The 26433-nt window shown below is 30.5% G+C and carries 24 protein-coding genes and 1 pseudogene; 10 read left to right on the forward strand and 15 right to left on the reverse strand.

The window, feature by feature from the left end; translation table 11 throughout:
• Window positions 1-102 precede the first annotated feature (102 nt).
• Window positions 103-513, forward strand: a complete 411-nt coding sequence (locus tag RRF68_RS04540; RefSeq protein ID WP_315945149.1) for a GNAT family N-acetyltransferase — start codon at window positions 103-105, stop codon at window positions 511-513.
• Window positions 514-614: 101 nt separating this feature from the next.
• A pseudogene (locus RRF68_RS04545) lies at window positions 615-2404 on the forward strand (DUF885 domain-containing protein).
• 69 nt (window positions 2405-2473) lie between these two features.
• Here the strand turns inward: RRF68_RS04545 and RRF68_RS04550 are convergent.
• Together RRF68_RS04550 and RRF68_RS04555 are read right to left on the reverse strand one after the other, a co-directional pair.
• A complete protein-coding gene (locus tag RRF68_RS04550) occupies window positions 2474-2881 on the reverse strand; it encodes a hypothetical protein (protein WP_275316359.1) in 408 nt (135 codons plus the stop codon).
• Window positions 2868-3452 (reverse strand): RNA polymerase sigma factor, encoded by a 585-nt coding sequence (locus RRF68_RS04555; protein ID WP_315945150.1) that lies wholly within the window; start codon window positions 3450-3452, stop codon window positions 2868-2870. The genes RRF68_RS04550 and RRF68_RS04555 overlap by 14 nt, the downstream gene beginning before the upstream one ends.
• Before the next feature lie 137 nt (window positions 3453-3589).
• Here RRF68_RS04555 and RRF68_RS04560 point away from each other — a divergent pair, with 137 nt between their 5' ends.
• The 4 genes from RRF68_RS04560 (at window position 3590) to RRF68_RS04575 (ending at window position 6769) form a co-directional block, all read left to right on the forward strand.
• On the forward strand, window positions 3590-3937 hold the full coding sequence (locus RRF68_RS04560; RefSeq protein WP_218773294.1) for a DUF6249 domain-containing protein: 348 nt from the start codon (window positions 3590-3592) through the stop codon (window positions 3935-3937).
• 95 nt (window positions 3938-4032) lie between these two features.
• The gene (locus RRF68_RS04565) at window positions 4033-5358 is read left to right on the forward strand and encodes a M28 family metallopeptidase (RefSeq protein WP_315945151.1); all 1326 of its coding nucleotides are present in this window, start codon (window positions 4033-4035) and stop codon (window positions 5356-5358) included.
• 86 nt (window positions 5359-5444) lie between these two features.
• Window positions 5445-5972: an RNA polymerase sigma factor gene (locus RRF68_RS04570; protein ID WP_218773296.1), complete on the forward strand. Its 528-nt coding sequence runs from the start codon at window positions 5445-5447 to the stop codon at window positions 5970-5972.
• Entirely contained in the window at window positions 5972-6769 is a 798-nt protein-coding gene (locus RRF68_RS04575) for an anti-sigma factor (protein WP_315945152.1), read from the forward strand. Before RRF68_RS04570 ends, RRF68_RS04575 begins: the two co-directional genes overlap by 1 nt.
• Window positions 6770-7202: 433 nt before the next feature.
• Here the strand turns inward: RRF68_RS04575 and RRF68_RS04580 are convergent, their stop codons facing one another.
• The 4 genes from RRF68_RS04580 to RRF68_RS04595 all read right to left on the reverse strand — a co-directional run bounded on the left by RRF68_RS04580 (window position 7203) and on the right by RRF68_RS04595 (window position 12160).
• A complete protein-coding gene (locus tag RRF68_RS04580) occupies window positions 7203-9431 on the reverse strand; it encodes a TonB-dependent receptor (RefSeq protein ID WP_315945153.1) in 2229 nt (742 codons plus the stop codon).
• Window positions 9432-9447: 16 nt separating this feature from the next.
• On the reverse strand, window positions 9448-10743 hold the full coding sequence (locus RRF68_RS04585) for a cell surface protein (RefSeq protein WP_315945154.1): 1296 nt from the start codon (window positions 10741-10743) through the stop codon (window positions 9448-9450).
• Window positions 10744-10838: 95 nt separating this feature from the next.
• A complete protein-coding gene (locus RRF68_RS04590) occupies window positions 10839-11372 on the reverse strand; it encodes a DUF4331 family protein (RefSeq protein ID WP_410016841.1) in 534 nt (177 codons plus the stop codon).
• Window positions 11373-11509: 137 nt separating this feature from the next.
• Window positions 11510-12160, reverse strand: coding sequence for a DUF4331 family protein (locus RRF68_RS04595; protein WP_315945155.1), 651 nt, complete (start codon window positions 12158-12160; stop codon window positions 11510-11512).
• 201 nt (window positions 12161-12361) lie between these two features.
• Between RRF68_RS04595 and RRF68_RS04600 the strand changes: the two genes are divergently transcribed.
• The 3 genes from RRF68_RS04600 to RRF68_RS04610 are packed head-to-tail and all read left to right on the forward strand — an operon-like array spanning window position 12362 to window position 14919.
• A complete protein-coding gene (locus tag RRF68_RS04600) occupies window positions 12362-13357 on the forward strand; it encodes an alpha/beta hydrolase (protein ID WP_315945156.1) in 996 nt (331 codons plus the stop codon).
• A gap of 1 nt (window position 13358) precedes the next feature.
• A complete protein-coding gene (locus tag RRF68_RS04605; protein WP_315945157.1) occupies window positions 13359-14249 on the forward strand; it encodes a TIGR01777 family oxidoreductase in 891 nt (296 codons plus the stop codon).
• Entirely contained in the window at window positions 14242-14919 is a 678-nt protein-coding gene (locus RRF68_RS04610; protein WP_315945158.1) for a GNAT family N-acetyltransferase, read from the forward strand. The genes RRF68_RS04605 and RRF68_RS04610 overlap by 8 nt, the downstream gene beginning before the upstream one ends.
• 47 nt (window positions 14920-14966) lie before the next feature.
• Here RRF68_RS04610 and RRF68_RS04615 read toward each other — a convergent pair whose 3' ends face one another.
• Together RRF68_RS04615 and RRF68_RS04620 are read right to left on the reverse strand one after the other, a co-directional pair.
• Complete coding sequence (locus RRF68_RS04615) at window positions 14967-15704, reverse strand: DUF6263 family protein (protein ID WP_315945159.1); 738 nt, start codon at window positions 15702-15704, stop codon at window positions 14967-14969.
• Between the two features lie 104 nt (window positions 15705-15808).
• Window positions 15809-17107 carry a dihydrolipoamide acetyltransferase family protein gene (locus RRF68_RS04620; RefSeq protein WP_315945160.1) on the reverse strand — a complete coding sequence of 433 codons (1299 nt, stop codon included), beginning with the start codon at window positions 17105-17107 and terminating at the stop codon, window positions 15809-15811.
• A 323-nt stretch (window positions 17108-17430) separates the two neighbouring features.
• Between RRF68_RS04620 and RRF68_RS04625 the strand changes: the two genes are divergently transcribed.
• Complete coding sequence (locus RRF68_RS04625; RefSeq protein WP_315945161.1) at window positions 17431-20067, forward strand: DEAD/DEAH box helicase family protein; 2637 nt, start codon at window positions 17431-17433, stop codon at window positions 20065-20067.
• Between the two features lie 18 nt (window positions 20068-20085).
• Here RRF68_RS04625 and hemF read toward each other — a convergent pair whose 3' ends face one another.
• The 7 genes from hemF to hemB all read right to left on the reverse strand — a co-directional run bounded on the left by hemF (window position 20086) and on the right by hemB (window position 26357).
• The gene (hemF, locus tag RRF68_RS04630; protein ID WP_315945162.1) at window positions 20086-20988 is read right to left on the reverse strand and encodes an oxygen-dependent coproporphyrinogen oxidase; all 903 of its coding nucleotides are present in this window, start codon (window positions 20986-20988) and stop codon (window positions 20086-20088) included.
• A gap of 28 nt (window positions 20989-21016) precedes the next feature.
• Window positions 21017-21763, reverse strand: a complete 747-nt coding sequence (locus tag RRF68_RS04635) for an EI24 domain-containing protein (RefSeq protein WP_315945163.1) — start codon at window positions 21761-21763, stop codon at window positions 21017-21019.
• A gap of 71 nt (window positions 21764-21834) precedes the next feature.
• The gene (locus RRF68_RS04640; protein ID WP_218773309.1) at window positions 21835-22452 is read right to left on the reverse strand and encodes a TlpA family protein disulfide reductase; all 618 of its coding nucleotides are present in this window, start codon (window positions 22450-22452) and stop codon (window positions 21835-21837) included.
• A gap of 26 nt (window positions 22453-22478) precedes the next feature.
• Window positions 22479-23504: a uroporphyrinogen decarboxylase gene (hemE, locus tag RRF68_RS04645; protein WP_275316332.1), complete on the reverse strand. Its 1026-nt coding sequence runs from the start codon at window positions 23502-23504 to the stop codon at window positions 22479-22481.
• Window position 23505: 1 nt separating this feature from the next.
• Entirely contained in the window at window positions 23506-23949 is a 444-nt protein-coding gene (locus tag RRF68_RS04650; protein WP_315945164.1) for a protease complex subunit PrcB family protein, read from the reverse strand.
• An 11-nt stretch (window positions 23950-23960) separates the two neighbouring features.
• Complete coding sequence (gene hemL / locus RRF68_RS04655; protein ID WP_275316329.1) at window positions 23961-25250, reverse strand: glutamate-1-semialdehyde 2,1-aminomutase; 1290 nt, start codon at window positions 25248-25250, stop codon at window positions 23961-23963.
• A gap of 138 nt (window positions 25251-25388) precedes the next feature.
• Window positions 25389-26357, reverse strand: a complete 969-nt coding sequence (hemB, locus tag RRF68_RS04660) for a porphobilinogen synthase (RefSeq protein WP_315945165.1) — start codon at window positions 26355-26357, stop codon at window positions 25389-25391.
• Window positions 26358-26433: the final 76 nt, after the last annotated feature.

The raw sequence follows: 26433 nt of genomic DNA on the forward strand, positions 1-26433 counted from the left end.
ATTAAAATAACAAAAGCAAACAGCACACAAGCAAAACTTTTTTCTAAAATTAGTGTTCCTTCTTTTTTAACTGCACATGGTCATTCTGCTCCGCCTAAAGATATGGATGCTTATGTAGCTAACAACTTTAAAGAAAGTGATTTTATAAAAGAACTAGAGACTGCAGAAAATGAATATTATTTGTTAGAATATGAAAACAAAACTGCAGGCTATTCTAAAATAATCTTCAATAAAACCTGTAAAGATGTTGTTGCTAAAAACATCACTTATATGAGTAGGCTGTATTTACTTGAGGAATTTTATGGTTTAGGACTCGGTAAAAAATTATTTGATTTTAATGTAGCCTTATGCAAGGAAAATAATCAAACAGGAATTTGGTTAAACGTTTGGGTAGAAAACAAAAAAGCAATTCAGTTTTATGAAAAAGTAGGATTTAAAATAATAGGAAAAACTAATTTTCAAATATCTGCAACACACTCAAACCCGAATCATATTATGTATTTACAGTTTTAAACTCCAGCCAATTTATTTATAACAACTCTCATAAACATATGTTATTTTGCTAACTTTTTTTATTAAGTATATTTGTTCACAATCAAAAAAAACAACTATTTATGAAAAAGGTTCTTTTAACAATCTTAATTGTTACTACTTTACTTGCTTCTTGTAAACAAAATAAAAAAGACTCAGTTACAATCCCTGTTAAAGAAAACAGCGCTTTTAATACCTTATTAAAAGAGTACAATGAAGGAAAACTAGAATTAAAACCAATCGATGCTACTTTTGCTGGTAATAATCGGTTTAATGATCAATTTCCGAATACCTTATCTAAAAATCACCAAACAAAAACCACTGTTTTTTATCAAAAATACAAATCTAAACTAGTAAGTTTTAAAGACAATTCTTTAACTAAAAGTCAGCAAATGAGTAAAGCTGTTTTAGATTGGGATTGCGACATGGCCTTAGCTCAAAATAGTTTTAAAAATGATGCTTTAATGCCTATTAATCAAATGTGGACTATCAATTTAACGATGGGGCAATTAGGTAGTGGTAGCAGCGCACAACCTTTTGATACAGCCAAAGATTACGAGAACTGGCTAAGTAGGCTAAATGGTTTTCATGAGTGGTTGCAAACTGCTATAAAAAATATGCAACAAGGAATTAAAGAGGGTTATGTTTTACCTAAATCATTGATTAAAAAAGTGATTCCGCAGTTTAAATCATTAGCAGAAACTAAAATTGAAGCGCATTTATTTTATACACCAATTAAAAATTTTCCACCAAAATTTTCTGAAGCGGATAAAAAAATGTTAAAAAAAGCATATATAAATACTCTTGAAAACAAATTGATTCCTGTTTTTAAAAAAATGCATACTTTTTTAGCTACAGATTATTTAGAAGCAGGTAGAGCAAGTAGCGGAATTTCTGAAATACCAAACGGAATTGCTTACTATCAACATGCTATAAAAAACTATACAACTACAAAAATGACCGCTGATGAAATTCATAACTTAGGTTTAACTGAAGTTGCAAGGATTTTATCTGAAATGGAAAAAGTAAAAAAACAAGTTGGTTTTAAAGGAACTTTAAAGGATTTTTTTAACGATGTTCGTGAAAACAAAGCCTTAATGCCTTATAACACACCAAAGCAAATTATTGCTAATTTTAATGCGATTCATAATAAAATGAAACCGCAATTAGATAAACTATTTGGTAATAAGCCTAAAACAGCCTTTATCGTAAAACAAACCGAAAAATTTAGAGAAGCTTCTGCGAGTGCAGAATATAACCCAGGTTCTTTAGACGGAACACGTCCTGGTGTTTTTTATACACCGATTCCGGATGCTACAAAATACAATGTATTTTCTGATGAAGCATTATTTTTACATGAAGCGATTCCGGGGCATCATTATCAAATTTCGTTAACACAAGAAAATAAAGATTTACCAGATTTTAGAAAAACATTATGGTATAGCGCTTATGGAGAAGGTTGGGCTTTATATACTGAAAACTTAGGAAAAGAGTTAGGTTTATACACCGATCCTTATCAATATTTCGGAATGTTAGGAATGGAAATGCACAGAGCCATTCGTTTGGTTGTTGATACAGGAATGCACGCAAAAGGTTGGAGTCGTGAAAAAGCGATTCAATATTCATTAGATAATGAAGCTGAGGGCGAAGCAAGTATTATATCTGAAATTGAGCGTTATATGGCTAACCCGGGGCAAGCATTGTCCTACAAAATCGGACAGTTAAAAATACGCGAGTTACGTGCCAAAGCTAAAAAAAGTTAGGACCTTCATTTGATATTAAAGAATTTCATAATCAGGTTTTAGAAACAGGCTGTATTCCTTTAGCTTTATTAGAAAGTAAAATTAACACTTGGATTGCTAAAAGTAAGTAGTTTTTAGCACATTAAAATAAATCATAAAAAATCCGCTTTGAAAAACTCAAAGCGGATTTTTTATGCTAATTACAATTCTTTGGTAAAATAATTTTTAAGCATATAAACTTGTCCAAAAAACATTATCGTAAAAAAGAAACAAGCATATAACATTGTATTAGAAACGGTAAGACCTTCAAATAAGTTTGGCATCTGTACTTCTGATAAAAAACCTAAATTAATTTCAGGCATTTTAATCGATTTTAATGAGCTTCCCCTTGATACATATAAAATACTTGCCGTTAAAACACCTACAAGAACAATCCATATTTTAGTTGAAATTAAAGGTTTAGATTTATAAACCTCTATGTTTTCTTTTTGCAATATTGTATCCATCAAATTAGTTGTAAAATTTACAGACGGACGCTCTATTTCTATTTCTTTGATGTACTTTTTAGTAAAAGCATCAAGATTTTTTATGTCTTTATTTTCTCCCATAATGATTAATTAATTCGGGTTCTACTTTCTTTTCTACTATATTTAATAAACTTTTTCTAGCTCTGTGTAATTTTACTTTTACGTTTGCTTCCGAAAAATCTGTTACTTCAATAATTTCTTTTAAACTTAATTCATCAAAATAAAACATCCATAAAATAGCTCTTTCATCTTCAGGTAAACTTAGCATACAAGTATTTATTACCTCTGCTCGTTCTTTTCGTTCAATGCTCTCTAAAATACCTTCTGTAGATTTGATTTTATTAATGGTAATTTCGTCTATCGTGTCAATATTATATTTACCCTTATTCTTCTTTAAATTATCTAAAGAAGTTCGGTAACCAATTTTATAAAGCCAGGTAGAAAATTTTGAATCTCCTTTAAACTTATTTAAATTTTTATAAGCTTTAATAAACGTATCCTGAGAAATCTCTTCAGCCTCTTCCCTATTCTTTACCATTTTTAAAGCCAAAGTAAACACCATATTTTTATACCTCTCTACTAAGGTAGAAAATGCATTGGCATCACCCTTTAATACTTTATCAATATATGTTTGGTCGTTGTTAGTAGTCATTTTATTCTTTGACAGTGCATTCTTTTAAAAGGTTACATAAATTTTAAAAAAAGTTTTTTATTTTTTCTGTAACCTTTTTTTTAATAACACGGTCATACTTGCAAACACATTAAAAATAATCATTTAAAATTAAAAATATGGAAGTAGCAGTTGTATTTATGTTCTTATTCGCAATAATATTCGGAATCTTTTATTTATTCTATTCAACACGTAATAAAGAACGCTTGGCTTTAATAGAAAAAGGTGTGGATGCCAAAATATTTATGCAAGGAGAACGAAAAAAATCAACATTAACAGGTAGAATCATCGTTTTAAACTTAGCCTTATTATTAATGGGTATTGGCTTAGGTATTTTCTTCGGATTAATAATCGATACATACACATCTATTAATGAAGACGCTGTTTACCCTGCAATGATTTTTCTTATGGCAGGTGTAGGTTTATTTGCAGGCTTTAACATTACTAAAAAATTAGATAACGAGTAAACCTATATAATATCTTATAATGTTTAAAGAGAGTGAAACAATGTTTCATTCTCTTTTTTGTTTTTGTAATTTAGTAACCTAAATTTTTATTTGAAATGAAAAAACTAACATTATTATTTTTTATAATTACCTCAACACTAATAGCACAAACAGATGCTAAAATTTACGATATTATAAATACTATTTCTTCGGATAGAATTAAAGCGGACATAAAAACGCTTACAGAGTTTGGTACAAGAAATACTTTTTCTGATACCATTTCTAACACGCGTGGTATTGGCGCAGCAAGACGTTGGATAAAATCTGAATTCGATAAAATATCTACCGATTGTAACAATTGCATAAACACAATGTATCAGAAAGATTTCGTTACCAAAGAAGGCAACAGAAGAGTTCCTCATGATGCTTGGATTGTAAATGTTGTAGCGATACAAAAAGGAACCAAATATCCTAACAGATATGTTATTATGAGCGGTGATATTGATTCGCGTGCAAGTAATACAATGGATTTTACAACCGATGCTCCTGGTGCAAACGACAACGCATCTGGTATGGCCGGTACAATTGAAGCTGCTAGAGTTTTAAGTAAATATCAATTTGAAAGTAGTATTGTGTATGTTGGTCTTTCTGGTGAAGAACAAGGCCTTTTTGGTGGTGCAGGATTGGCTAAATATGCTAAAAAGCAAGGTTGGGATATTATTGGTGTTTTAAATAATGATATGATTGGTAATATTACCGGTGTGGATGGCGTAATTGACAATCGTAGTTTTAGAATTTTTTCTGAACCAGTACCTGCTAATGAAACCGAAAGACAACGAAAAATGCGTCGTTTTTATGGTGGTGAGGTTGATGGTATTTCGCGTCAATTAGCTAGATATATTCATAAAACAACAAAAACCTATATGCCCGAAATGAATCCGATGATGATTTATAGATTAGATCGTTTTGGTCGTGGCGGGCATCACAGGCCTTTTAATGATTTAGGTTTTGCAGGAATTAGAATTATGGAAGCTCATGAAAACTACACACAACAACACCAAGATATAAGAATTGAAAAAGGCATAGAATATGGCGATACTTTTAAACATGTAAACTTTGGTTACGCAAAAAAACTAACCTCAGTAAACGCAATTACAATGGCTAATTTAGCGTTGGCTCCACCTAGCCCGAAGGAAGTTGCTATAGGCGGAATAGTAGAAGCTTCTGCAAAATTAAAATGGAATAAAGTTAAGGGTGCTAAAGGTTATAAAATTTATTGGAGAGACACCACGTCTCCTACTTGGGATAATGCTAGATATGTAGAGACTACTGAATTTACTTTAGACGGAATTGTAATTGATAACTTCTTCTTCGGTGTAGCATCTGTAGGACAAAACGGGCATGAAAGCGTTGTTGTTTTTCCTAATAAAATTATGCGATAATATTTAAAAAACTATATCGTTATTAAATAAGTTATAGATAATAATTAAATTTAAGTACCTTAGAAAACTCTTAAAAAAACAACAAAATGCAATTAGAAGAACTTGTTATAAAATTTAAAGAAAAGGATGTAAAGGCTTTTGAAAAACTGCATCAAATGTATAATAAAAGTGTAGAAGGTGTTATTTTTAATATTGTAAGAGATAGAGAAATTGCTGAAGAAGTAACACAAGATGTTTTTATTAAAGCTTGGAATAATGTAGATTCTTATTCACAAAAAAAAGGACGTTTCTTTACATGGATTATCAATATTGCTCGTAATGCCGCGATTGATAAAACGCGATCTAAAAATTTTAAGAACAGTTCTAAAAACCTTGACGCTCAAATTTTCGTAGATATATTAGAGACTTACGATAGTTTAGACTCAAGAACTGATACCATTGGTATTAAAAACTTTGTTAACAAGTTAAAAGACACTTGTGTTAAGGTAATTGAATTACTTTATTTTAAAGGTTTTACGCAAAAAGAAGTTTCAGAGAGCTTAGACATGCCTTTAGGAACCGTTAAAACGAGAAACAGAAATTGTATTAATGAATTAAGAATAATGCTTAAATAATGGAAGCAAAAAAACACATAGAATCTGGTACACTAGAACTTTATATTGCTGGCGCACTTTCTGAAAAAGAAAATGAGCAAGTTTATAAATTAATAATGGAGCACCCAGAAATTTTAAAGGAAGTAAGAGAAATAGAAAAATCAATTTCTTCTCTTACAGCCCATGTTGCTCCGAAAGAAAGTAAGAACTCTTTTAAAGACATTTTAATTAAAATGTTACAAGAAAAAGAGCGCACAACCAAAGTTATTCCGCTAAATACTTCGAAAAATAATTGGCTTACTTATGCTGGTTGGGCAGCAACTTTAATTATTGGTAGTACTTTACTTTTGTCAATAAATAAAAACAATAATTTACAGGCCGAGTTAGATACAATTAATCAAGCAAAGGATCAGTTTGAAATTCAATTAGAAAAATCGAATACGTATTTAGCGCAAAACGAAAGCTTATTAAAAGTAATAAGAGATAAAGATATTGTTACTGTGCCTTTACAAGGGCAAAAAGTACTTCCTGAAGCATATGCAAAGGTTTACTGGAACAAAAACACAAAAAACATTTACTTAGATGTACAAGGATTACCAGATCCTCCTAAAGGAAAAGTATATCAAGTATGGTCTTTAAAACTTGATCCTTTATCTCCTACTAGTTTAGGAACTATAGATAATTTTACAGCTAGTAAAAACAAAGTGTTTACAATAAGCAATCCTAATGAATCTCAAGCATTTGGTATTACATTAGAACCTGCAGGTGGTAGTATATCTCCTAATTTAGAGCAATTATATACGCTAGGAGCTGTCTAATTAATCTTTACATACATCATAAATATAGCCGCTTAAAAGCGGCTATATTTATTTACAACAAACTTATGTGCATTAAAATAATACCCTGCTTATATAGCTTAATTATAGAGACAGTAATGTATATAACTCCATATTTGCCTTCACTTAATTGTATTTAATTACACAACGACTATCTTTCCTTTTAGTATTCTGTTGATTTCTTCTAGTATTACATCGTTTTATTATAGTCTAAAAACCTTTATTTACTAATATAGGCTATGAACTTAAGATGTTTGTGGGCTACTTAAAAGATTAATAATTGTTAAAACAATACACTAGTTATATACTTCATAAAATGAACATAGCCGCTTAAAGCGGCTATGTTTTGTTATCACTAATCCTTCTAAAAAAAATGATAACAGCTAATAATTGTCCCCCCGAACAACTATATGCTTTAAAATGAATATCTTATTGATGCCTTTACCGAAAAAGGTGTCCCAGGTGTAAAATGAATTTCTTCTACTGAATTAGGTTCGTTCTGTAATCTAGATTCTGTTGCAAACTGTGTCTCATTCCAGTTTACATCAAATAAATTATCGATAGCCAAACCAAGCGTTATATCATTCATCTTATAACTAATATTTGCATCGGTAACAAAATAACCTTCTGCTACAATCGAATTATCTTCATTTGCAGGTCTATCTCCTAAATATCTATAATCGATACCTCCTGAAAAATTATTAAAATTATTTACTGATAATCCTCCTGTTACAGTAACTATAGGTGCCAATGGTATATTATCTTCACCTGATGGTGTTCCTAAGCTTTTTGCATTAGTCAATGTAGCATCACTATTTAAATACAACCATTCGTTTATTTGGTATCTAAACCCTAAGTCTAATCCAAAACGTTCTGTTTTTCCTGAAGGTTCTATAATACCCGCATCACCAACATACACCAATTCATCTTCAGATAATAAAAACCATAAGGCGGTGTTTATTGCTACTTTTGATGTAGGTTTCCATACATTTCCTATATCTAAACCGTATGCTCTTGGTAATGTTTTTCTATTTGGTTGTTTAGCTACTACCCTAGTATCATTTGTATGAAACCCAATTCCTGATTTTAAAAACCACTGAGTTTTAGCATTGGGAGTATACGTTATACTTACTTTAGGATTTACAATTACTTTTGATTTTGAAAATGTTTTATATTCATCTAACAAATAATCATTGTATGAAAAATTTAAATAATCTAAACGCAAAGCAGGTGCTATTGTAAACTTACCTAATTCAAATTCACTATTTAAAAAAGAATAATAATTTGTTTGATGCACTGCTCCTAACTGAATTTCATCTAAAACTTGTTTTCTTTGTAAGGTGTGTGACAGCTCTAAATTATTAATTATATCTGCTCTTAAACCTGTTCCGAAAGTTACAGTTACAGGTGTGTTAGAAAGCTTTGTTTTCTTTTTAAACTGTGTATTAAATCCATAAATATCTCTATTTTCTGTTTGTTTAATTTGATCACCGTTTATAGGATCATCTAAGAAAAAAGTAAAGTTAGAAAATAGGTTAAAATTATAGTTTGAATAGAAAACGTTAGAAATAACATTTACATCGTTTTTTAAAACTTTAGAATGTTCTAAATTAATATTTGTTCTAGAAGTTGTTCCTCCTTCAGTATCATCGATACTTCCAAATCGAGTAATATTTCCATTAGCAACTTCTCTTACCGGAATTTGACCCGATGCATCCCATTTACTTGTAAAGTGCGATGCTGATAATGACAAACTGCTATTATCTTTTAAAAACGTTTTGTATTTAGAAAAAAGATTGATTCTGCTAAAATTCTGAGGAGATTCTACAAAACCATCAGTTGACAAATACTCTATCGCTACATAAGCGTTATCTGTACTGTTCTTATCTAAAAGGTTAAACATTCCTAATGTTCTAAAGGTATTAAACTGCCCTATTCCTACTTCTATTTGACTTTCATCTAAATACGACTTTGTTTTAAAATCTACATAACCGGCAGTATTAAAATCACCTTTACTAGCATGATATGGTCCTTTACCAAAGTTTATTTTTTCTATTGTTTCCGGAATTAAAAAATGTAAATCGCTATATCCTTGTCCGTGCGCATGAGAAACCATATTTACTGGTATTCCGTCTACAGATAATGCTAAATCGGTACCATGATCAATATCAAAACCTCTTAAAAATATTTGCTCTGCCTTTCCTCCTCCAGCATGCTGGCCTATAAAAAGGCCTGGTACTTTTTGTAAAATTTGTTGTGAAGAACTTACTGGTTTCTTATCTAAATCTATTCTAACAAAATTTTGCAAAGGGTCTTGCTTACTCGACAATGTCATTTCATCTAACATAAAACTCTTCATCGATAAGGTTATGACATTTGCTTTGTTAAAGTCTTTTTTGGTTAATTGTATTATTTTTTTTTCGTATCCTAAAAGACGAAACTCTACAAAATCTCCATCTTTAGCTTTATCAATCACAAATTTTCCATTTAATTCGGTATGCGTATGGCTATTACTAGTAACATTATAGACGTATACGTTCTCTAAATGTTTGTTTTTTTTATTCATTACTTTGCCAATAAACTCTTGTGAGAACATGTTAAAGCAACTTAAAAAAGTTACAAATAATAGTAGTTTAGTTTTCAAAATGATAGATTTTTTATTAGATATTTAAAATTTTCTTCTCCATCAAAGGTCCTAATTCAAAAGAACTTTCCAAAAGTTCTTTTCTTATTTTTTTTGCTTTTTCTTCTATACCATTTGCTTTATATATTTCTGCAATATGGTACTGAACTGATGGTTCGAAAGTTTTTCCTAATACACTATCATTTACAATTTGTAATGCCTTTTTATACTCTTTGTTTTTATAGTAATACCAAGCTAATAAATCATACGATTGCGGAGTTGGCCTACTATTTATTTCTTTTTTTATATAAGGGAATGCTTTTTCAGAATCATTAAATTCTTCAAGATATAATTTCGCTAAATGTTGATTATACATTACACCATATTGGGCATTTTTTATACTTGATAAATAAAGATCTATATTATTCTTTTTAGATATAGAGTCATTTTGAAACTCTGCTATTTCAGACTTTAATAAAAAGTAATCTGGCGAAAAATGTTTATCACTTATAATATCTAAAATTCGCAATGCTTCTTTGGGGTTTCTATCATGCGAAAACACAATCCAAGCAATACCTTTTTTCGCATACGCGTTGTTATTATCTAACGCTAAACTCTTTAAATATAAATTGTAAGATTCTTTTATTTGACCATTATGACCATAAAAATCAGCTAAATTCGTATAACTCCATATTTTAAGAGCTTTATCATTAGCTTCTTCGGCTTTTTTCATTCCTTTTTCCATAAAACGAATTGCAGAAGTTAAATCTCCCTGATGATCATGCCATTTAGAAACTCTTATTAAATAATCAAAATCTGAATAATCTTCAATTTCAGACAAATATTTAGATGCTTTTTCTGTATCACCGAGTTCTAAGTAAACATCGAAAAGCATTTTATTAGTGCTATTTAAATTATCACCATTTATTGCTGCTTTTTTTAATAATTCTAACGACTCTTTAAATCTATGTTGTGATATGTAATTTCTTGCTAATGCTCGTAAACTCGATGAGTTACTAAAATTAGTTTTTATGTTTATTTGAAGCAATTTATTTTCTGCTTCTATTAGGTAAAAGATATTACCTTTTGATGAAAAAAGCATTGTGTTCGCACTTGCAATCTTTGTTAAATAAGGGTATTGGGAAGGTTGATTGTTTAATTTATTTTGCCAAAAATCAAGTTCTTTTTGGGCTAAAAAATCAGATACGTTTATTGTATTATTTAAAAAAATATTATAATCTAACTCTTTTGCTATGTTTACTTCTTTAGAAGTTGAGCAACTTACTAATATGCTTAAAATAGCGAACGAAAGAATTGTTTTTAATGTTTTCATAATCAAGAAGGATTAAATATCAATTTTAAAAAAACTGGCTGCCAATTAATCAGCAACCAATTTTCATTAAGGGGAATTCATTAATTTTAATATTATTACCAAGGGCTAGCTAAGTAAGGGAAAGACGTTAAAAACTCTTTATCATTAGCACTTACATTATCGTCTGATAAAGTTGGATTCTCAGACATTGTTAAACCAGTTTCACCTCCGAAGATTAAAATTAGTTCTACCGTAATTACATCATCAGCTAAAGCTCTACCTGTTAATACATTTGGCCCGTCATAAAATGTTGTTTTACCATCTAAAGACACTGTTAAAACATCTGTTGCTAATACACCTGCAAATGCTGCTGCATCAAAACCTAATGCGTTTTCATCTCCTTCATTAAAATAAGCAGGACTTAAAGCTTTTAAATTTGTTTCAAACATTGTTGCAAATGCAGCTCCCTGATTAGAAGGTATTGTTACATTAAACATGTCTTTTTTATCACTATCTACAAATACAGTGTTAATTGCTGGGCGGCCCATTTGATCTTTCTGTACATAAGTTCCTATAAAGCTAATTGGAGTATCATAATCCATATTATCTTCATCATCACTACAACTTGTTAGCGTTAAAAACGATAACATTAATATTGTTACTATTCTTATAGGCTTAAGCTTAATTCTCGTAGGCTTTGTTAAAATAAAGATTGATAGAATTGAAATTACTATGTTTTTTATATTTTTAAGTTTCATAATTGTAGAATTTAAAATTTAATTAATGATTATTGCTTAGCTTTAGTTTCTACCCAAGTATTAATATTACCTGATCCTCCAATCATCGATTTAGGTACTTCTACAACAACAGACAACACATTTGTTCCTTTAAAAGTATCAGAACCTGGGTTATCAAATCCATCTGCTGTACCTCCAATAATTTCACCATATTTAGCAAAATCCATAAAAAAAGGATCATCTCTAGGTCCTGCGAAAAACTTCATTGCTCCTTTAACACCTATCATTGGGCTAGAACCGTACGGTGTTATTGACACACCATATTCAGAACCATCTTGTGGTAATGAACTATTTAAACCTGTTGACGATGGTTCATAAGGACCAAAGAAATACATTTTTCCATTTCTTGGAATTGCTTGAATTACTAAATCTTCTATATAATCTAAATCAGTATCAATATTAAATTCAATTAAAACATTCTCATCAAACTTAGCCGCACTTGTTGCTGTTGGACTTAATAAACCTTGAATATTTGCCACAAAGACTAAATTATCTGTGTCTTCTGCTTGGAATGCATAAAAATCTGTAATATCACTTGAACCTCCTTTTACATCTGGAGCTTCAATATGATCTGCTGCAAAAAGTATCAATCCTATTAAAGCAAAAGCTCCTGCTCCGATAATTAATTTTATTTTCTTCATGATTATAAATTTATTAGTTAATTATTCATTCACTCTTACTTACGAGAAAATCTCTCTTACGGTTTTATTTATTATTGTTTTTTTTTAAAATAAAGCTCTATAAATACAACACATAAGCACACATTATTTTTTTATATGAATAACAAATAGCTATTATATATTTTGTATTTTACGGTATAAAATTTGGTTGATTTTAAAAAAATGACAAAAAAAATACTTAAATATTTAGGAGTTCTTCTAGTTCTATTTCTTATGCTGTATGCTATTGGTCCTAAAGCCGAAAAACCAACCTTAACAACTCAATTACCTATTAACAAAATGAGTTTGTTAGAAATACAAAATGCTGTTTACGTTGAGAATGATAACGCAAGTATTAGATTAGGTAATCATTCTCGGTTAATTTGGGCAGATAGCATTCCGAAGAAAACAGAATATTCAGTAGTATATCTCCACGGATTTTCTGCAAGCCCTGCAGAAACTGAAATTATTTACACCAATTTTGCAAAACGATATGGAGCTAATTTATATGCTCCTCGTTTATTTAAGCACGGTTTAAAAGACAAAGAGCCTCTATTGAATTTTACTGCTGAAGGATATTTAGAATCAGCAAAAAAAGCAATTGCTATTGGTAAACAATTAGGTGAAAAAGTAATATTAATATGTGTGAGTACTGGTGCTACTGCTGGTTTGTTTTTAGCTTCTGAAAACCCAGAAATTGCAGCACTAATATTATCCTCTCCTAATATTGATGTTTATGACACCAACTCTAATTTAGTTACAAAGCCTTGGGGAAAACAAATTTTAAAATTAGTAATGGGTGATAATTATCAAACTTGGCAACCACCAAATGGCGCTGAAAAATATTGGTATGCAAAATATAGAATTGAAGCTATTATTCAGCTGAAACTATTAATAGGAACTACAATGAAACAGAACGTTTTTGAAAAAATAAAACAACCGCTGTTTATGGCGTATTACTATAAAAATGAAGAAGAGCAAGACAAAACCGTTTCTGTAAAACGTATGAAAGAAATGTATAATCAAATCTCTACTACTGACAAAAACAAATATCAAGTGGCAATTCCGGAAGCAAAAAATCATTCTATTGCTTCTAAATTTTTCACTGAAGAATATAAAACCGTAGAAAAAGAAATATATTATTTTGCTGATACAGTTTTAAAATTAAAAACAAAATAAAATGAGTAAGATTCTTATCACTGGTGGAACAGGATTAGTTGGAAAACAACTTCAAAAAAAACTAGAAGAAAAAAACCATAGTGTTGTTGTACTTACCCGAAGTCCGACTTTAAAAAATGAATTTAAATGGGACATCTCTAAAGAATATATTGATGATAATGCTTTTAAAGACGTTACACATATTATTCATTTAGCAGGAGCTGGTATTGCTGATAAAAGATGGACCGCTAAACGCAAAAAAGAACTTATTAATAGCCGTGTACAATCTGCTAACTTGCTTTTTAAAAAAATAAAAGATTTAAAAATTGATTTAAAAGGTTTTATTTCTGCTTCAGGAATTGGTTATTATGGCGCTGTTACTTCTAACAAAATATTTACGGAAGACGATGCTCCTGAGAATGATTTTATTTCTAAAGTTTGTGTCGAATGGGAAAATGCCGCTCATCAATTTAAACAACTAAACACTTCGGTTACTATTTTAAGAACTGGTATTGTACTTACTAAGTTAGGTGGTGCTTTACCCAAAATAAATACGCCTTTGTTTTTAGCTGCTTTAGGTACTGGCAAGCAATACATGCCTTGGATTCATATTGATGATTTATGTAACATGTATGTAAAATCGGTTGAGGATGTTCGTTTTATAGGAATATATAATGCTGCGGCTCCTGAACATGAAACGAATAAAAGTTTTACTAAAAAATTATCAAAAACTATTGCTAAACCTATATTTCCTCTTAATGCTCCATCATTTGTTTTAAAAATAGTATTAGGGGAAATGTCTTCTATATTATTAAAAGGCAGCAGAGTATCTTCTGTAAAAACATCTGCTATTTATTCTTTTATTTTTACTGATTTAAAATCAGCTTTAAAAAACATTTATCATAATGAATGATAAACTAAAAAATCCGGTTTGGTATTCTTTAAATGAAACTCATAAAAACATAGCCATTAAATATGATGGCGTACAATTTTACGATCCTGAAATTTGCCCTTTTGGGGCTTTTACCGATCACTTAAAAATAACTGCTGCTATAAATGAATATGCTAAACTTACTGACACTTTTTTCTTGGTTACAGAAAATGAAATTCCTGTTTACGATACTAATATTGTTTCTTTTGATAAAAAAATAGCGGGTTGTCAAATGGTGTTGCAAGATTTAATTGAGATGGCAATTACGGAGAAAATTATACCTCTTACATCTAAACACATCAATGAAGTTTATGATTTAGTTTGGTTAGTTATGCCAGGCTACTTTAAAAAAAGAACTTTTGAAATGGGTAAGTACTTTGGTGTTTTTAAAGACAACAAACTCGTTTCAATAGCCGGACAAAGAATGCAAACCAACGATTTTATTGAAGTAAGCGCTGTAGTTACACATCCTGATTATACTGGTAGAGGTTTTGCTAAACAACTAACTACTCATGTTACTAAAGAAATATTAAAAGCAAACAAACATCCTATTTTACATACCACAAAAGGAAACACCGCTATAAGCCTATATGAAAAGTTAGGTTATAAATTAACTCGCGAAATGAATTGGTGGCTTTTTCATAAAAAATAAAAAGCCCAGACAGTACTGTCTGAGCTTTTTTTAGAAGAAAATAGTATTTACTTTTTAGTAATAGTCATATTCATATTTGTTGTTAAATCCTGTCCTTGAACTTTCATTAACATTTCTATTTTAGATGTTAAAGCCACACCTGTTTTTTTATCAATATTCATGGTTCCTGTAATATTACCTGTTCCAACTCCTTCTACATTACCAGAAATATCTAACAGTACATTTTTAGCAGTAATTGAATTTACTTTATAAACGAAATTCAATTTCATTCCGTTTGCATCTTTATTCATAGACCAAGTATCACCAACTGAAACTTCTTTTTCAGGGTAAACTACATTACTAGATTGTTGTGTTAAATTATTTGCTCCAGGAACATTAGGTTCAATTTTTGTTTCGATAACCTTACCTAAGTTATCTCCTTTCGTTGTAATTAACACCTTCATCATTGGTGCCATTTGAGCCTTCATAACTTCATCTGTAGGACTTAATTCTTCCTCTTTTTTACTAGAGTCATATGACATAAATTGACCTCCTTGTGCAACATTCATTACCATATTAGTAATTTTCATATCACTTTCGTAAGTGTTATCAGAAACTGCTTTAATTTCTTGATGCATTGTCATTTCTGTATTCATAGTCATTAAACCTGCACCCATTTTTTGAGCTATTTCCATTTTCATTTCATAAACATCGCCTTTTTCATAGTTTAAACGAAGTAATACTTTCTCTTGACCTACACTTACCATTGTTATACCTAATAACAATACAACTAATAAATTTTTCATCTTTTAAATTTTATTTTTTAATTATTCTATTAGCGAATATACACAAAAACAAAAAAGGCTTAGAAAAATTTCCTAAGCCTTTGTTTACTATACTATGTTGTTATTTAAAAATCTTGATTTACATCCCAAGATTCTAATATTTCTTTTAATGTTTTAATAAACATTCCACCTAAAGCTCCATTTACAACTCTATGATCGTAAGAATGAGCAACAATCATTCTTTGACGAATTCCTATAAAGTCACCGTCTGGAGTTTCAATAACAGCTGGTTTCTTTACAATTGCTCCTAAAGCTAAAATAGCTACTTGGGGTTGATTTATAATTGGTGTTCCTGTAATACTTCCAAAACTACCTACATTTGTAACAGTGTAAGTACCTCCTTGAATATCGTCTGGTTTTAATTTATTTCCACGAGCACGACCTGCTAAATCATTTACTTGTTTAGTCATTCCTACTAAACTTAACTGATCTGCATTTTTAATTACCGGTACAATTAAATTACCATCAGGTAAAGCTGCTGCCATACCTAAATTAACATTTCCTCTTTTAATAATCTTATCGCCATCAACAGCAATATTAATCATCGGATGTTTTTTAATTGTTTGAGCAACGGCTTGCATAAAGATTGGCGTAAAGGTTAACTTCTCTCCTTCTCTTTGTTGATATGCGTTCTTTACTTTATTTCTCCAAGTAACAATATTGGTAACATCTATTTCTATAAACGACTGCACATGTGCAGATGTTTGAACAGAATCTACCATATGTTTGGCAACTAATTTACCCATACGTGTCATTTCGATAACTTCGTCTTGACCGCTTAAAGTAACTGGTGCTGCTTGCGCTTTTGCTTTAGGCTTTTCAGCTTTAGCAGGAGAAACAACATCTTTAGGTTGATTACCTCTATTTTCTAAATAAGATAAAATATCTGTTTTAGTAACTCTTCCTTCTTTTCCTGTTCCTTTTATAGTTTCTAATTCAGAGAAAGAAATCCCTTCTGTTTTTGCTATATTTTTTACTAAAGGAGAATAAAAACGATCACTAGATGAAGTATCAATAGCTCCAGAAACTTCTTCCTTAGCATCTTCCACTGTTTTCTCAACTGCTACCACAGCTTCTTTTACTTCTGCTTTTTTTGGTGCATCGTTTGAAGGGGTATCACCACCTTCTGTTTCAATAATGGCAATAGTTTGCCCTACTTGAATAACATCATCCTTACCAAATAATATTTCTACTAAGGTTCCTTCAACTTCACTAGGTACCTCACTATCTACTTTGTCTGTCGCTACTTCAACAACAGTTTCATCAATCTCAATAGTCTCTCCAATTTCTTTAACCCAAGAAGTTATCGTTGCTTCTGCAACACTTTCACCCATTTTAGGTAACTTCAATTCGTATCTAGCCATAGTATAAGTTTTTTAACGCTTGCGAAGTTACTAAAAAGCTAGCATTTTATTGAGTTTTTAGCATTAAAATATTTACAAAAAAAACAATTACTTTAAACTATTCACAATAAAAAGTCGATTTAACAAAGTATTCCGTTTTTAAAAACAATAAGTCTCTTATATAATTATCGATTTGTCAATTAAAAATGACTTATTTAAAATTAATAATACCTTTTACAATTAATTAATAAAAGAATAGAAATAGTATTAAAAAGTTGTTTTAAGTACTAATTTATTACTTTTACTTGCATCAATAATTTAATTATAAACAACAATATCTCTTTTTGTCTGCATCAATTAAACAACTTAGCTTTTTACATACTTGGCGTCCTTACCAAGATAAAATACTATCTAATTTTTCTAAGCACATAGAAGATAATCATTTTCATATTGTTGCTCCGCCTGGTTCTGGAAAAACTATTTTAGGTATTGAAATTTTAAAAAGAATAGGTAAAAAAACGATCGTATTAGCACCAACTTTAACAATTCGTAATCAATGGGAAAATAGATTGCAAGAGTTTTTTACGGAAGATTGTGATTTTAAAGAATTCTCTTTTGATATAAAAAAACCTGCTGATATTACCTTCTCTACTTACCAAGGTTTATATTCTTTTTACAAAACATTTGACAATAAAGAAGATTACTTTTTATTCTTCACCAAAAACAATATTGAGGTATTATTGCTAGACGAAGCACATCATTTAAAAAGTGAATGGTGGAAATGTTTGTATGAATTAAAACAGCAACATTTACAAACAATAATTGCGCTTACCGCAACGCCACCATACGATAGTGAGGTTTCTGAAATTCAAAAATATTTTAATTTATGTGGTGAAATTGACGATGAAATTCTGGTACCAGATTTAGTAAGAGAAAATAATTTATGTCCACACCAAGATATCATTTACTTTTCTAAACCCGAAAGTAAAGAGATTAATACTATTGTTGATTTTAGATTGAAAACAGCTCATTTTATTACTAATCTACTAAAAAATAAAGAGTTTATTAACTTTATAAAGCAGCATCGGTTTTATACCAAAACCGAAGAAAACATAAACGAAATTTATAAGTTTTCTGCTTTTTTTTCTGCAATACTTATTTTTTTAAATGAAGCTGGTATCGTTATTTCAAGAGAAAAATTATCAATATTAGGTTTTGAAAAAGATGAGTTTGTTGAGTTCCCTAAAATAACACATAAATGGATTGAAATTCTATTTCAGCATATTCTTGTTATCGATAGAAACGAATTAATTGTGCATGAAACTTACATTAATTCTTTAGAGAAAAAACTAAGAAAACTATCTCTATACAGTAATAAAAAAGTTAATTTAATTGGAAATACTTTTTTATATAAATCACTTAGCAATAGCCCTAGTAAATTAAAGAGTATCGTTGCTATTGTAAAACAGGAACAAATCAATTTAAAAGAGCAACTACGCTGTGTTGTATTATCTGATTATATCAGAAAAGAATATCTTGATATTACTGCTACCGAAGTGAAAAGTATTGAAAAATTAGGTGTCATACCAATTTTTCATCATATAAGAATAAGTACAAAAAATAAACAAAACTTGGCTGTATTGTCTGGTAGTTTGATAATTATTCACTGTAGTTGTATTGCTAAATTAGATTTAATCGATTCGATAACAAACTACACACAAACTCCTTTAAGCTCTGATACGGAGTTTGTAATTATACAATCAAAATCATCTTCTAAAAACACGTTAGTAGCAACTATTACAAAATTATTTCAATTAGGTCATATTAAAATTTTAGTGGGGACTAAATCTTTATTAGGTGAGGGATGGGATGCACCCGCTATTAATAGTTTAATTTTAGCTTCTGTAGTAGGTTCTTTCGTTACTTCTAATCAAATGCGTGGTAGAGCTATCAGAATCGATAATAACGAACCTAATAAAACAGGAATTATATGGCATTTGGCATGTATTGATACTTCTGATATTTATGGCGGAAAAGATTTAGAGGTACTTAAAAAACGTTTTGATGCTTTTATAGGTATTTCAAACAATGATGAAAATATTATTTCTAACGGAATTGACCGTTTGGGTTTACCCAATGTTATTCTTGATGAAAACATAAACAGACTAAATGATAACGCTAAAACTATTTCTAAAAACAGGACTTTAATATCAGAAAAATGGAAAAATACTGTCCGTTTTAAAAAAGAAGTTGCTCACGAAATAAAACTGTATCATAAAAAAGATCAATCTTTTTTAAAACAAAAAAAAACCTATTTAAACGATTTTGTTAAGTATTCAATTCTTGAACTTTTAATTAGTCTCGCATTATTTTTTCCTCAATTTATCTTCAAGAACTTTAATTTAATAGCGTATAAAGGTTTTTACTATTTTTTATATTCTTTACTAACTACCCTAGGTTTATCGTTTGGTTATAAATTGTATAAAACCTTTAAAATGTATTTTCACTATGGCCTTGTTCATAAAAAAATACGTAAAGTGGCTTATGCTATTTTAAACTCTTTATATGAATTAGAAGAAATAACCACTCCAAAAAAAGAAATTAACATCGTTGTAGATTTACTCTCTATGGGCGATGTTACTTGTACTATTAATGGTGCTAATAGATACGAAAGCAATTTATTTATTAAGACCTTAGAAGAGCTGTTACAACCTATTGACAATCCCAAATATTTAATAATTAAAACCAATTGGTTTCGTAAAAAATTAAACACTCAAAATTTTTATCCTGTTCCTGATATTTTAAGCAAAAGAAAAGAACAAGCGTTACTATTTCAAAAACATTGGAATCATCAACTTGGTAAGTCTAAACTTATTTACACGAGAAGTATTCGTGGACGAAAACATCTTTTAAGAGCAAGATTATTTCATGTTCATAACATACACAATGAAATTACAAGGAAAAATATAATTTGGAAATAACCCTGACCTTTAAGTTATTTAAACCCAATTTTTAGGTTTTGCTAAAACCTCTAATAATTTAGCTTCTTCACTCCCTTTTTCTGGTTCTTGATTATAAACCCATTGAACTACAGGTGGTAAACTCATTAAAATACTTTCGATACGACCGTTTGTTTTTAATCCAAATAAAGTACCTCTATCATGCACTAAATTAAACTCAACATAGCGTCCTCTTCTAACTTCTTGCCAATCTTTTTGTTCTTTATTATATGTTATATCTTTTCTTTTTTCAACAATAGGTACATATGAGTTTAAGAAACTATTACCTACCTCTGTTACAAAGTTGTAACGGTCTTGCATTGAAAACTCTTCCGTTTGCTTTAAATAATCAAAAAACAAACCACCAATTCCACGAGCTTCATTTCTATGAGCATTCCAAAAATAATTATCACACGTTTCTTTAAACTTCGGATGAAATGCTGCGCTATGTTTATCGCAAGCATCTTTACAAACCGAATGAAAATGTATCGCATCTTCATCAAACAAATAATAAGGTGTTAAATCTTGTCCTCCACCAAACCATTGGGTAACTATATTTCCATCGCCATCATACATTTCAAAATAACGCCAATTTGCGTGTACCGTTGGTACAAACGGATTTTTAGGGTGCAATACTAAACTTAAACCACAGGCAAAAAAATCACCGCTCTCAACACCAAATTGTTTACGTAAAGCTTCTGGTAACTCTCCAAAAACTTTAGAAATATTTACGCCTCCTTTTTCAAAAATGTTTCCATTTTCTATTACACGAGTTCTTCCTCCACCGCCTTCTGTACGTTTCCAGTTATCTTCTTTAAACTTTGCTCCTCCATCTACTGCTTCTAATTTAGCCGTAATTGTATCTTGTAATTGTTGAATATATGCGTAAAACTGATCTTTCATTTGTTTAATTCTTGAGAAGCAAAAATACTTATTCTATTGCTTTTTTTAGTTGAATATTCTTAATAGTTTCCGTTGTTGCTGCTGTTACCGATAATGGCAATACCAGTATAACTCCAATAACAGGTACTAATAAAAACAGCATAAATATAATTCCGTTTCCTATTGCTGTACCTTTATTTTTCTTTACAAAATTGATACTATCCTTATATTTAAAATGACGCTCTAAGGTATAATCCATATTACCAAAACCGGCATAATATGCTTGCATAATAAACAACAAAATTGCTGAGAAGAAACCTATAACAGGTATAAAACTAACTAGCAAAATGGGAATCGTAAAAAACAGTTCTCTTAAAAGATTTCTTAGGTTTATTCGAATACCTCTTATCAATTGTTCTTGAAAAGAAGTTTTTCTATGTTGATGCGATTCTCCTGTTAAATAATGTTCTATTTTTTCTGAAACCGGACTCATAAATGGTGCCGATAATGCCATTACAATATGTTTATATAAGAGTAAACCAATTACAACGATTAACAGTCCGCTAAAAAAAGTACTAAGCATTTCAAAGGCTTGCTTTCCAAACTCCCATTTCCAAATTCCGGCAATATAATAACCTATGTTATCTGATAAAGCATAGGCTGATAAACCAATTAAAACAGCCGTTAAAACACTAATTAATATTGGAATTGTAAAATATTTCCACAATTTTAATTTTGATATTATTTGAAACGCACCAAAGTATGCTTGTATTCCTTTTAAAATACCCTTTATCATTTTTATTTTTTTACTAAAGTAAAAAACCTCTTTCTGTTAGGAAAGAGGTTTTTTATAATTTATTGTAAATATTATTCGATTACCGGACTAATAAAGGCATCTAATTCTTTTTCGTTTATTGCATTTACTTCATCCCAACCCATTTCTTTTGTTGGTGATACTGCACCTCTCTTAAAGTTTAAAATTTTCTTACTACTCGTAATTAAATATGCAGATGGATAATCTAATTTATGGATAAAACCAGCTGTTCTTATCGAAGATCTATTCCCATTTTTTTCTTTAGATGGCACTAAGAATATTCTTTTATCTAACTTCTTAGCCATTCTTTCTACACCAGCTTCTAAATCCCAAAATAACATTATAAATTTTACTTTACCGTCATACTTTTCTACCATTTTATTTAATGCAGGAATTTCTCCCCAACACGGAGCGCACCAAGTGGCTGCGGCTAATAAAACAATAGGCGTATCTATTTTATCTGTACTAATAGTTTCTCCAGTTATTGATGTAAAATCATAATTAGAAATATATTTATCTTTTATGCAGTTATACACAATATCGTCTAACATAGCTGCATCATTGCTGGCTATTGAGATACAATCGTCTACAATATCTTTATAATATATTTTCTTTTGCGAAAAACTTTTCGTAACTAATAAAAGGGTTAATAACAGTAATAATTTTCTCATTTTCAATATTTTAAGGGGATTAAGTCTTAAACCTTATATTCTTTTACCGCATCTACAAATGCTTTCGCATTGTCAAGCGGAATGTTAGGTAAAATTCCGTGCCCTAAGTTAACAATATATTTATCTTTACCAAACTCATTTATCATTTGGTGTACCATTTTTTTTATTTCAGCCGGTGGAGACAATAATCTAGAAGGGTCAAAATTACCTTGTAAGGTTATATTTCCTCCTGATAAATAACGTGCATTTCTTGCTGAACACGTCCAATCTACACCTAAAGCAGAAGCTCCTGATTTTGCCATTTTATCTAAAGCAAACCAACAACCTTTTCCGAAAGCGATTACTGGTGCTTCATCTTTTAATGCATCAATAATTTGTTGAATGTATTGCCATGAAAATTCTTGATAATCTGTTGGAGACAACATTCCTCCCCAAGAATCAAAAACCTGAACAGCATTTACACCTGCTTCTACTTTTGCTTTTAAATAAGCAATTGTGGTATCTGTTATCTTCTGAAGCAATTGGTGTGCCAAAACTGGTTTTGTAAAACAAAATTCTTTTGCTTTGTCGAAATTTTTAGATCCCTGACCCTGTACCACATAACATAAAATTGTCCATGGAGACCCTGCAAAACCTATTAAAGGAACCTCATCATTCAACTTTTCTTTAGTTGCTTTTATAGCTTCCATTACATAACCTAATTCTTGATGAACATCAGGAACAACTACAGTATCTAATCCTTTTTGATCTCTAATCGGATTTGGTAAATAAGGTCCAAAATCAGGTTTCATTTGTACCTCTATATTCATTGCCTGTGGAATCACCAAAATATCTGAAAACAAAATAGCTGCGTCCATTCCGTATCTACGAATTGGCTGAACAGTGATTTCAGATGCTAATTCTGGAGTTCTACAACGGGTAAAGAAATCGTATTTCTTTTTTATTACTTGAAATTCTGGCAAATATCTTCCTGCTTGACGCATCATCCATACTGGCGGACGATCTACAGTTTCACCTTTTAATGCTCTTAAAAATAAGTCGTTTTTAATCATACTATTTCGTTACAAAGACTATTTCTTTGCTTGTTTTATTAATTTTAACAATATGTATTGGTTGTGTAAGCGACATTGTTACCATATCTGTTGGCTTTGGTCCTTCAGACGAAATTGTAACTTGAAACTTACCTTCCTTTTTTATTATTTCTGATACCTCTATCGAAAATCCTCCTGTATTTCTCTTGCTATCGATAGCAACTAAAACTGTTTTTTTTGAAAAATCAATAGCATCTTTAAATTGATTATCAACAGTTGTTTTAGCTAAAAAATCTTGCCATTCTGCTGAAGAGTTAATTACAATATTTTGTTTTGCAAATCCTTCAGATCCATCACCTTTTAAACTGCCTTGATATATAGAAATCATTGCAGCCGTTTCTTGGTTATTATTACTAGGACATGAACTCATTAAAAAACTAAAAAAAATGGTAAGAATAATTTTCATAAATTGCTGTTTTACATTTTAGATACCGCTTCCATTCCTTTATCAATTGCCTTAGCAATCTTTTGAATATCTTTTTCTGTTAAAGCTGATGATAAAAACCAGGCTTCAAATTGAGATGGAGGTAAGAAAACACCGTTATGCATCATTTCCCAAAAGAAAGTAGCAAACTTTTTAGTATCCGAAGTTTGTGCTTCATCAAAATTAGTTACGGTAACATTCGTAAAAAATGGATTAATCATAGAACCAAATCTATTAACCGTAATTTCTACACCGTGTTTCTTCGCTTTTTCTAATAAGAATACTTCAATAATTTGAGCAATCTCATTAAATTTCTCATACGGATTTTGTTTCTTTAACTCTGTTAAAGTAGCAATTCCTCCTGCCATAGCAATCGGATTTCCACTTAAAGTTCCTGCTTGATACATCCCTCCTAAAGGTGCTACTTCTTGCATGATTTCATTTCGCGCTCCGTAAGCTCCCACCGGAAAACCACCACCAACAACTTTACCTAAACAGGTAATATCTGCTTCTACACCTAATAATTCTTGTGCGCCACCAAATTTAGAACGAAAACCTGTCATTACCTCATCAACAATTAATAATGCTCCTTTAGACTCTAAATATGTTTTTAACTCTTTTAAGAAATCATTTTGTGGAATTACAACTCCCATATTACCAGCAATTGGCTCTAAAATAACCCCGGCAATATCGTCGTGTTCTTCAAAATGTGCTTTTACACTTTCTAAATCGTTATATTTTGCTATTAATGTATTTCTAACTGCCCCTTCAGGAACTCCTTTAGAGCCTGGTAAACTTAAGGTTGCTAAACCAGAACCTGCTGCTACCAATAAAGCATCTTGATGCCCATGATAACAACCTGCAAATTTTATAATTTTATCTTTTCCTGTAAATGCTCTTGCCAAACGGATTCCGCTTAAAACGGCTTCTGTTCCTGAATTAACAAAACGAACTTTATCCATTCCTGGAAAAGCATCACAAACAATTTTTGCTAATTTAATTTCGTTTTCTGTTGATGCACCAAAAGTATAACCATTCTTTAAAGCTTTGTCTATTGCTTTCTGAACTTTTTTATGACGGTGACCTAAAATCATTGGTCCGTAAGACAATACTAAATCTACAAACGTATTACCATCTACATCTGTAATTTTGCTTCCTTTTGCCTTTTTGATAAACAACGGATTCCCTCCTACTGAAGAAAATGCTCTTACAGGAGAGTTTACTGCTCCAACAAGATGCACCAATCCTTTTTTATATAATTTTTGTGATTTTTTAAATTCCATCTTATATTATTTTCAATGTCAGTTCGAGTATTTTTATGTAGCTTTTGCGAAATAAAAATGTATCGAGAACTTATTAATTAATCATCTCGATACAAATTTGTTTATGCTTCACAAATTCACTCGATGTGACAGTACGTGTTACTTTTTTCTCAACAATACTCTTGCTGCTTCTTTTGCAAAATAGGTAATAATAATATCAGCTCCTGCTCTTTTCATAGACAGTAAACTTTCCATCATTACTTTTTCTCCATCAATCCAACCTTTTTCAGCTCCGGCTTTAACCATTGCGTATTCTCCACTTACATTATAACATGCAATTGGTCGGTCGAAATTATTTTTTAAATCTCTAATGATATCTAAATACGATAATGCTGGTTTTACCATTAAAATATCTGCTCCTTCTTGATCATCAAAAGTAGCTTCACGCATTCCTTCATCTCTATTAGAAGGATCCATTTGATAGGTTCTTCTATCACCAAAAGTAGGCGCAGAATCTGCTGCATCTCTAAACGGCCCGTAAAAAGCTGAGGCATATTTTACTGAATACGCCATAATTGGCAAGTTTACATAACCTGTATTATCTAATGATTGGCGAACCATATCTATCGTTCCGTCCATCATTCCTGACGGTGCAACCATATCTACTCCTGCTTTTGCATGAGAAATAACTTGTTTTGCTAAATTTACCAACGTTGCATCATTATCTACATCGTTGTCGTGAATAATTCCGCAATGACCATGTGAAGTATACTCGCAAAAACAAACATCTGTGATTACGTATAAATCTGGATAGTTCTTTTTAATAAAACGGATTGCTTGTTGCATAATTCCGTTATCGTTCCATGTTTCTGTTCCTTCATCATCTTTTTCAGATGGAATTCCGAATAATAAAACAGCGGGGATATTTAATGCTACAACCTCATCTAATTCTTTAGAAATTGTATCTAAAGAAAAACGTTTAATGCCAGGCATTGAAACTATTTCTTTTTCAATTCCCGTTCCTTCTTCTATAAATAAAGGATAAACAAAATCGTCTACAGATAGTTTTGTTTCCTTTACCAATCTTCTGATGCCTTCTGTTTTTCTTAACCTACGTGTTCTAAACATAATTTGTCACTTGTTAGGTCGAGCGCAGTCGAGACCTCATTATAAAACCCTCTCTTATGAGCCGCACTCATTACTT

It is taken from the genome of Tenacibaculum sp. HL-MS23, assembly GCF_032463465.1.
In the GTDB taxonomy this organism is placed as follows: Bacteria; Bacteroidota; Bacteroidia; order Flavobacteriales; family Flavobacteriaceae; genus Polaribacter; species Polaribacter bernardetii.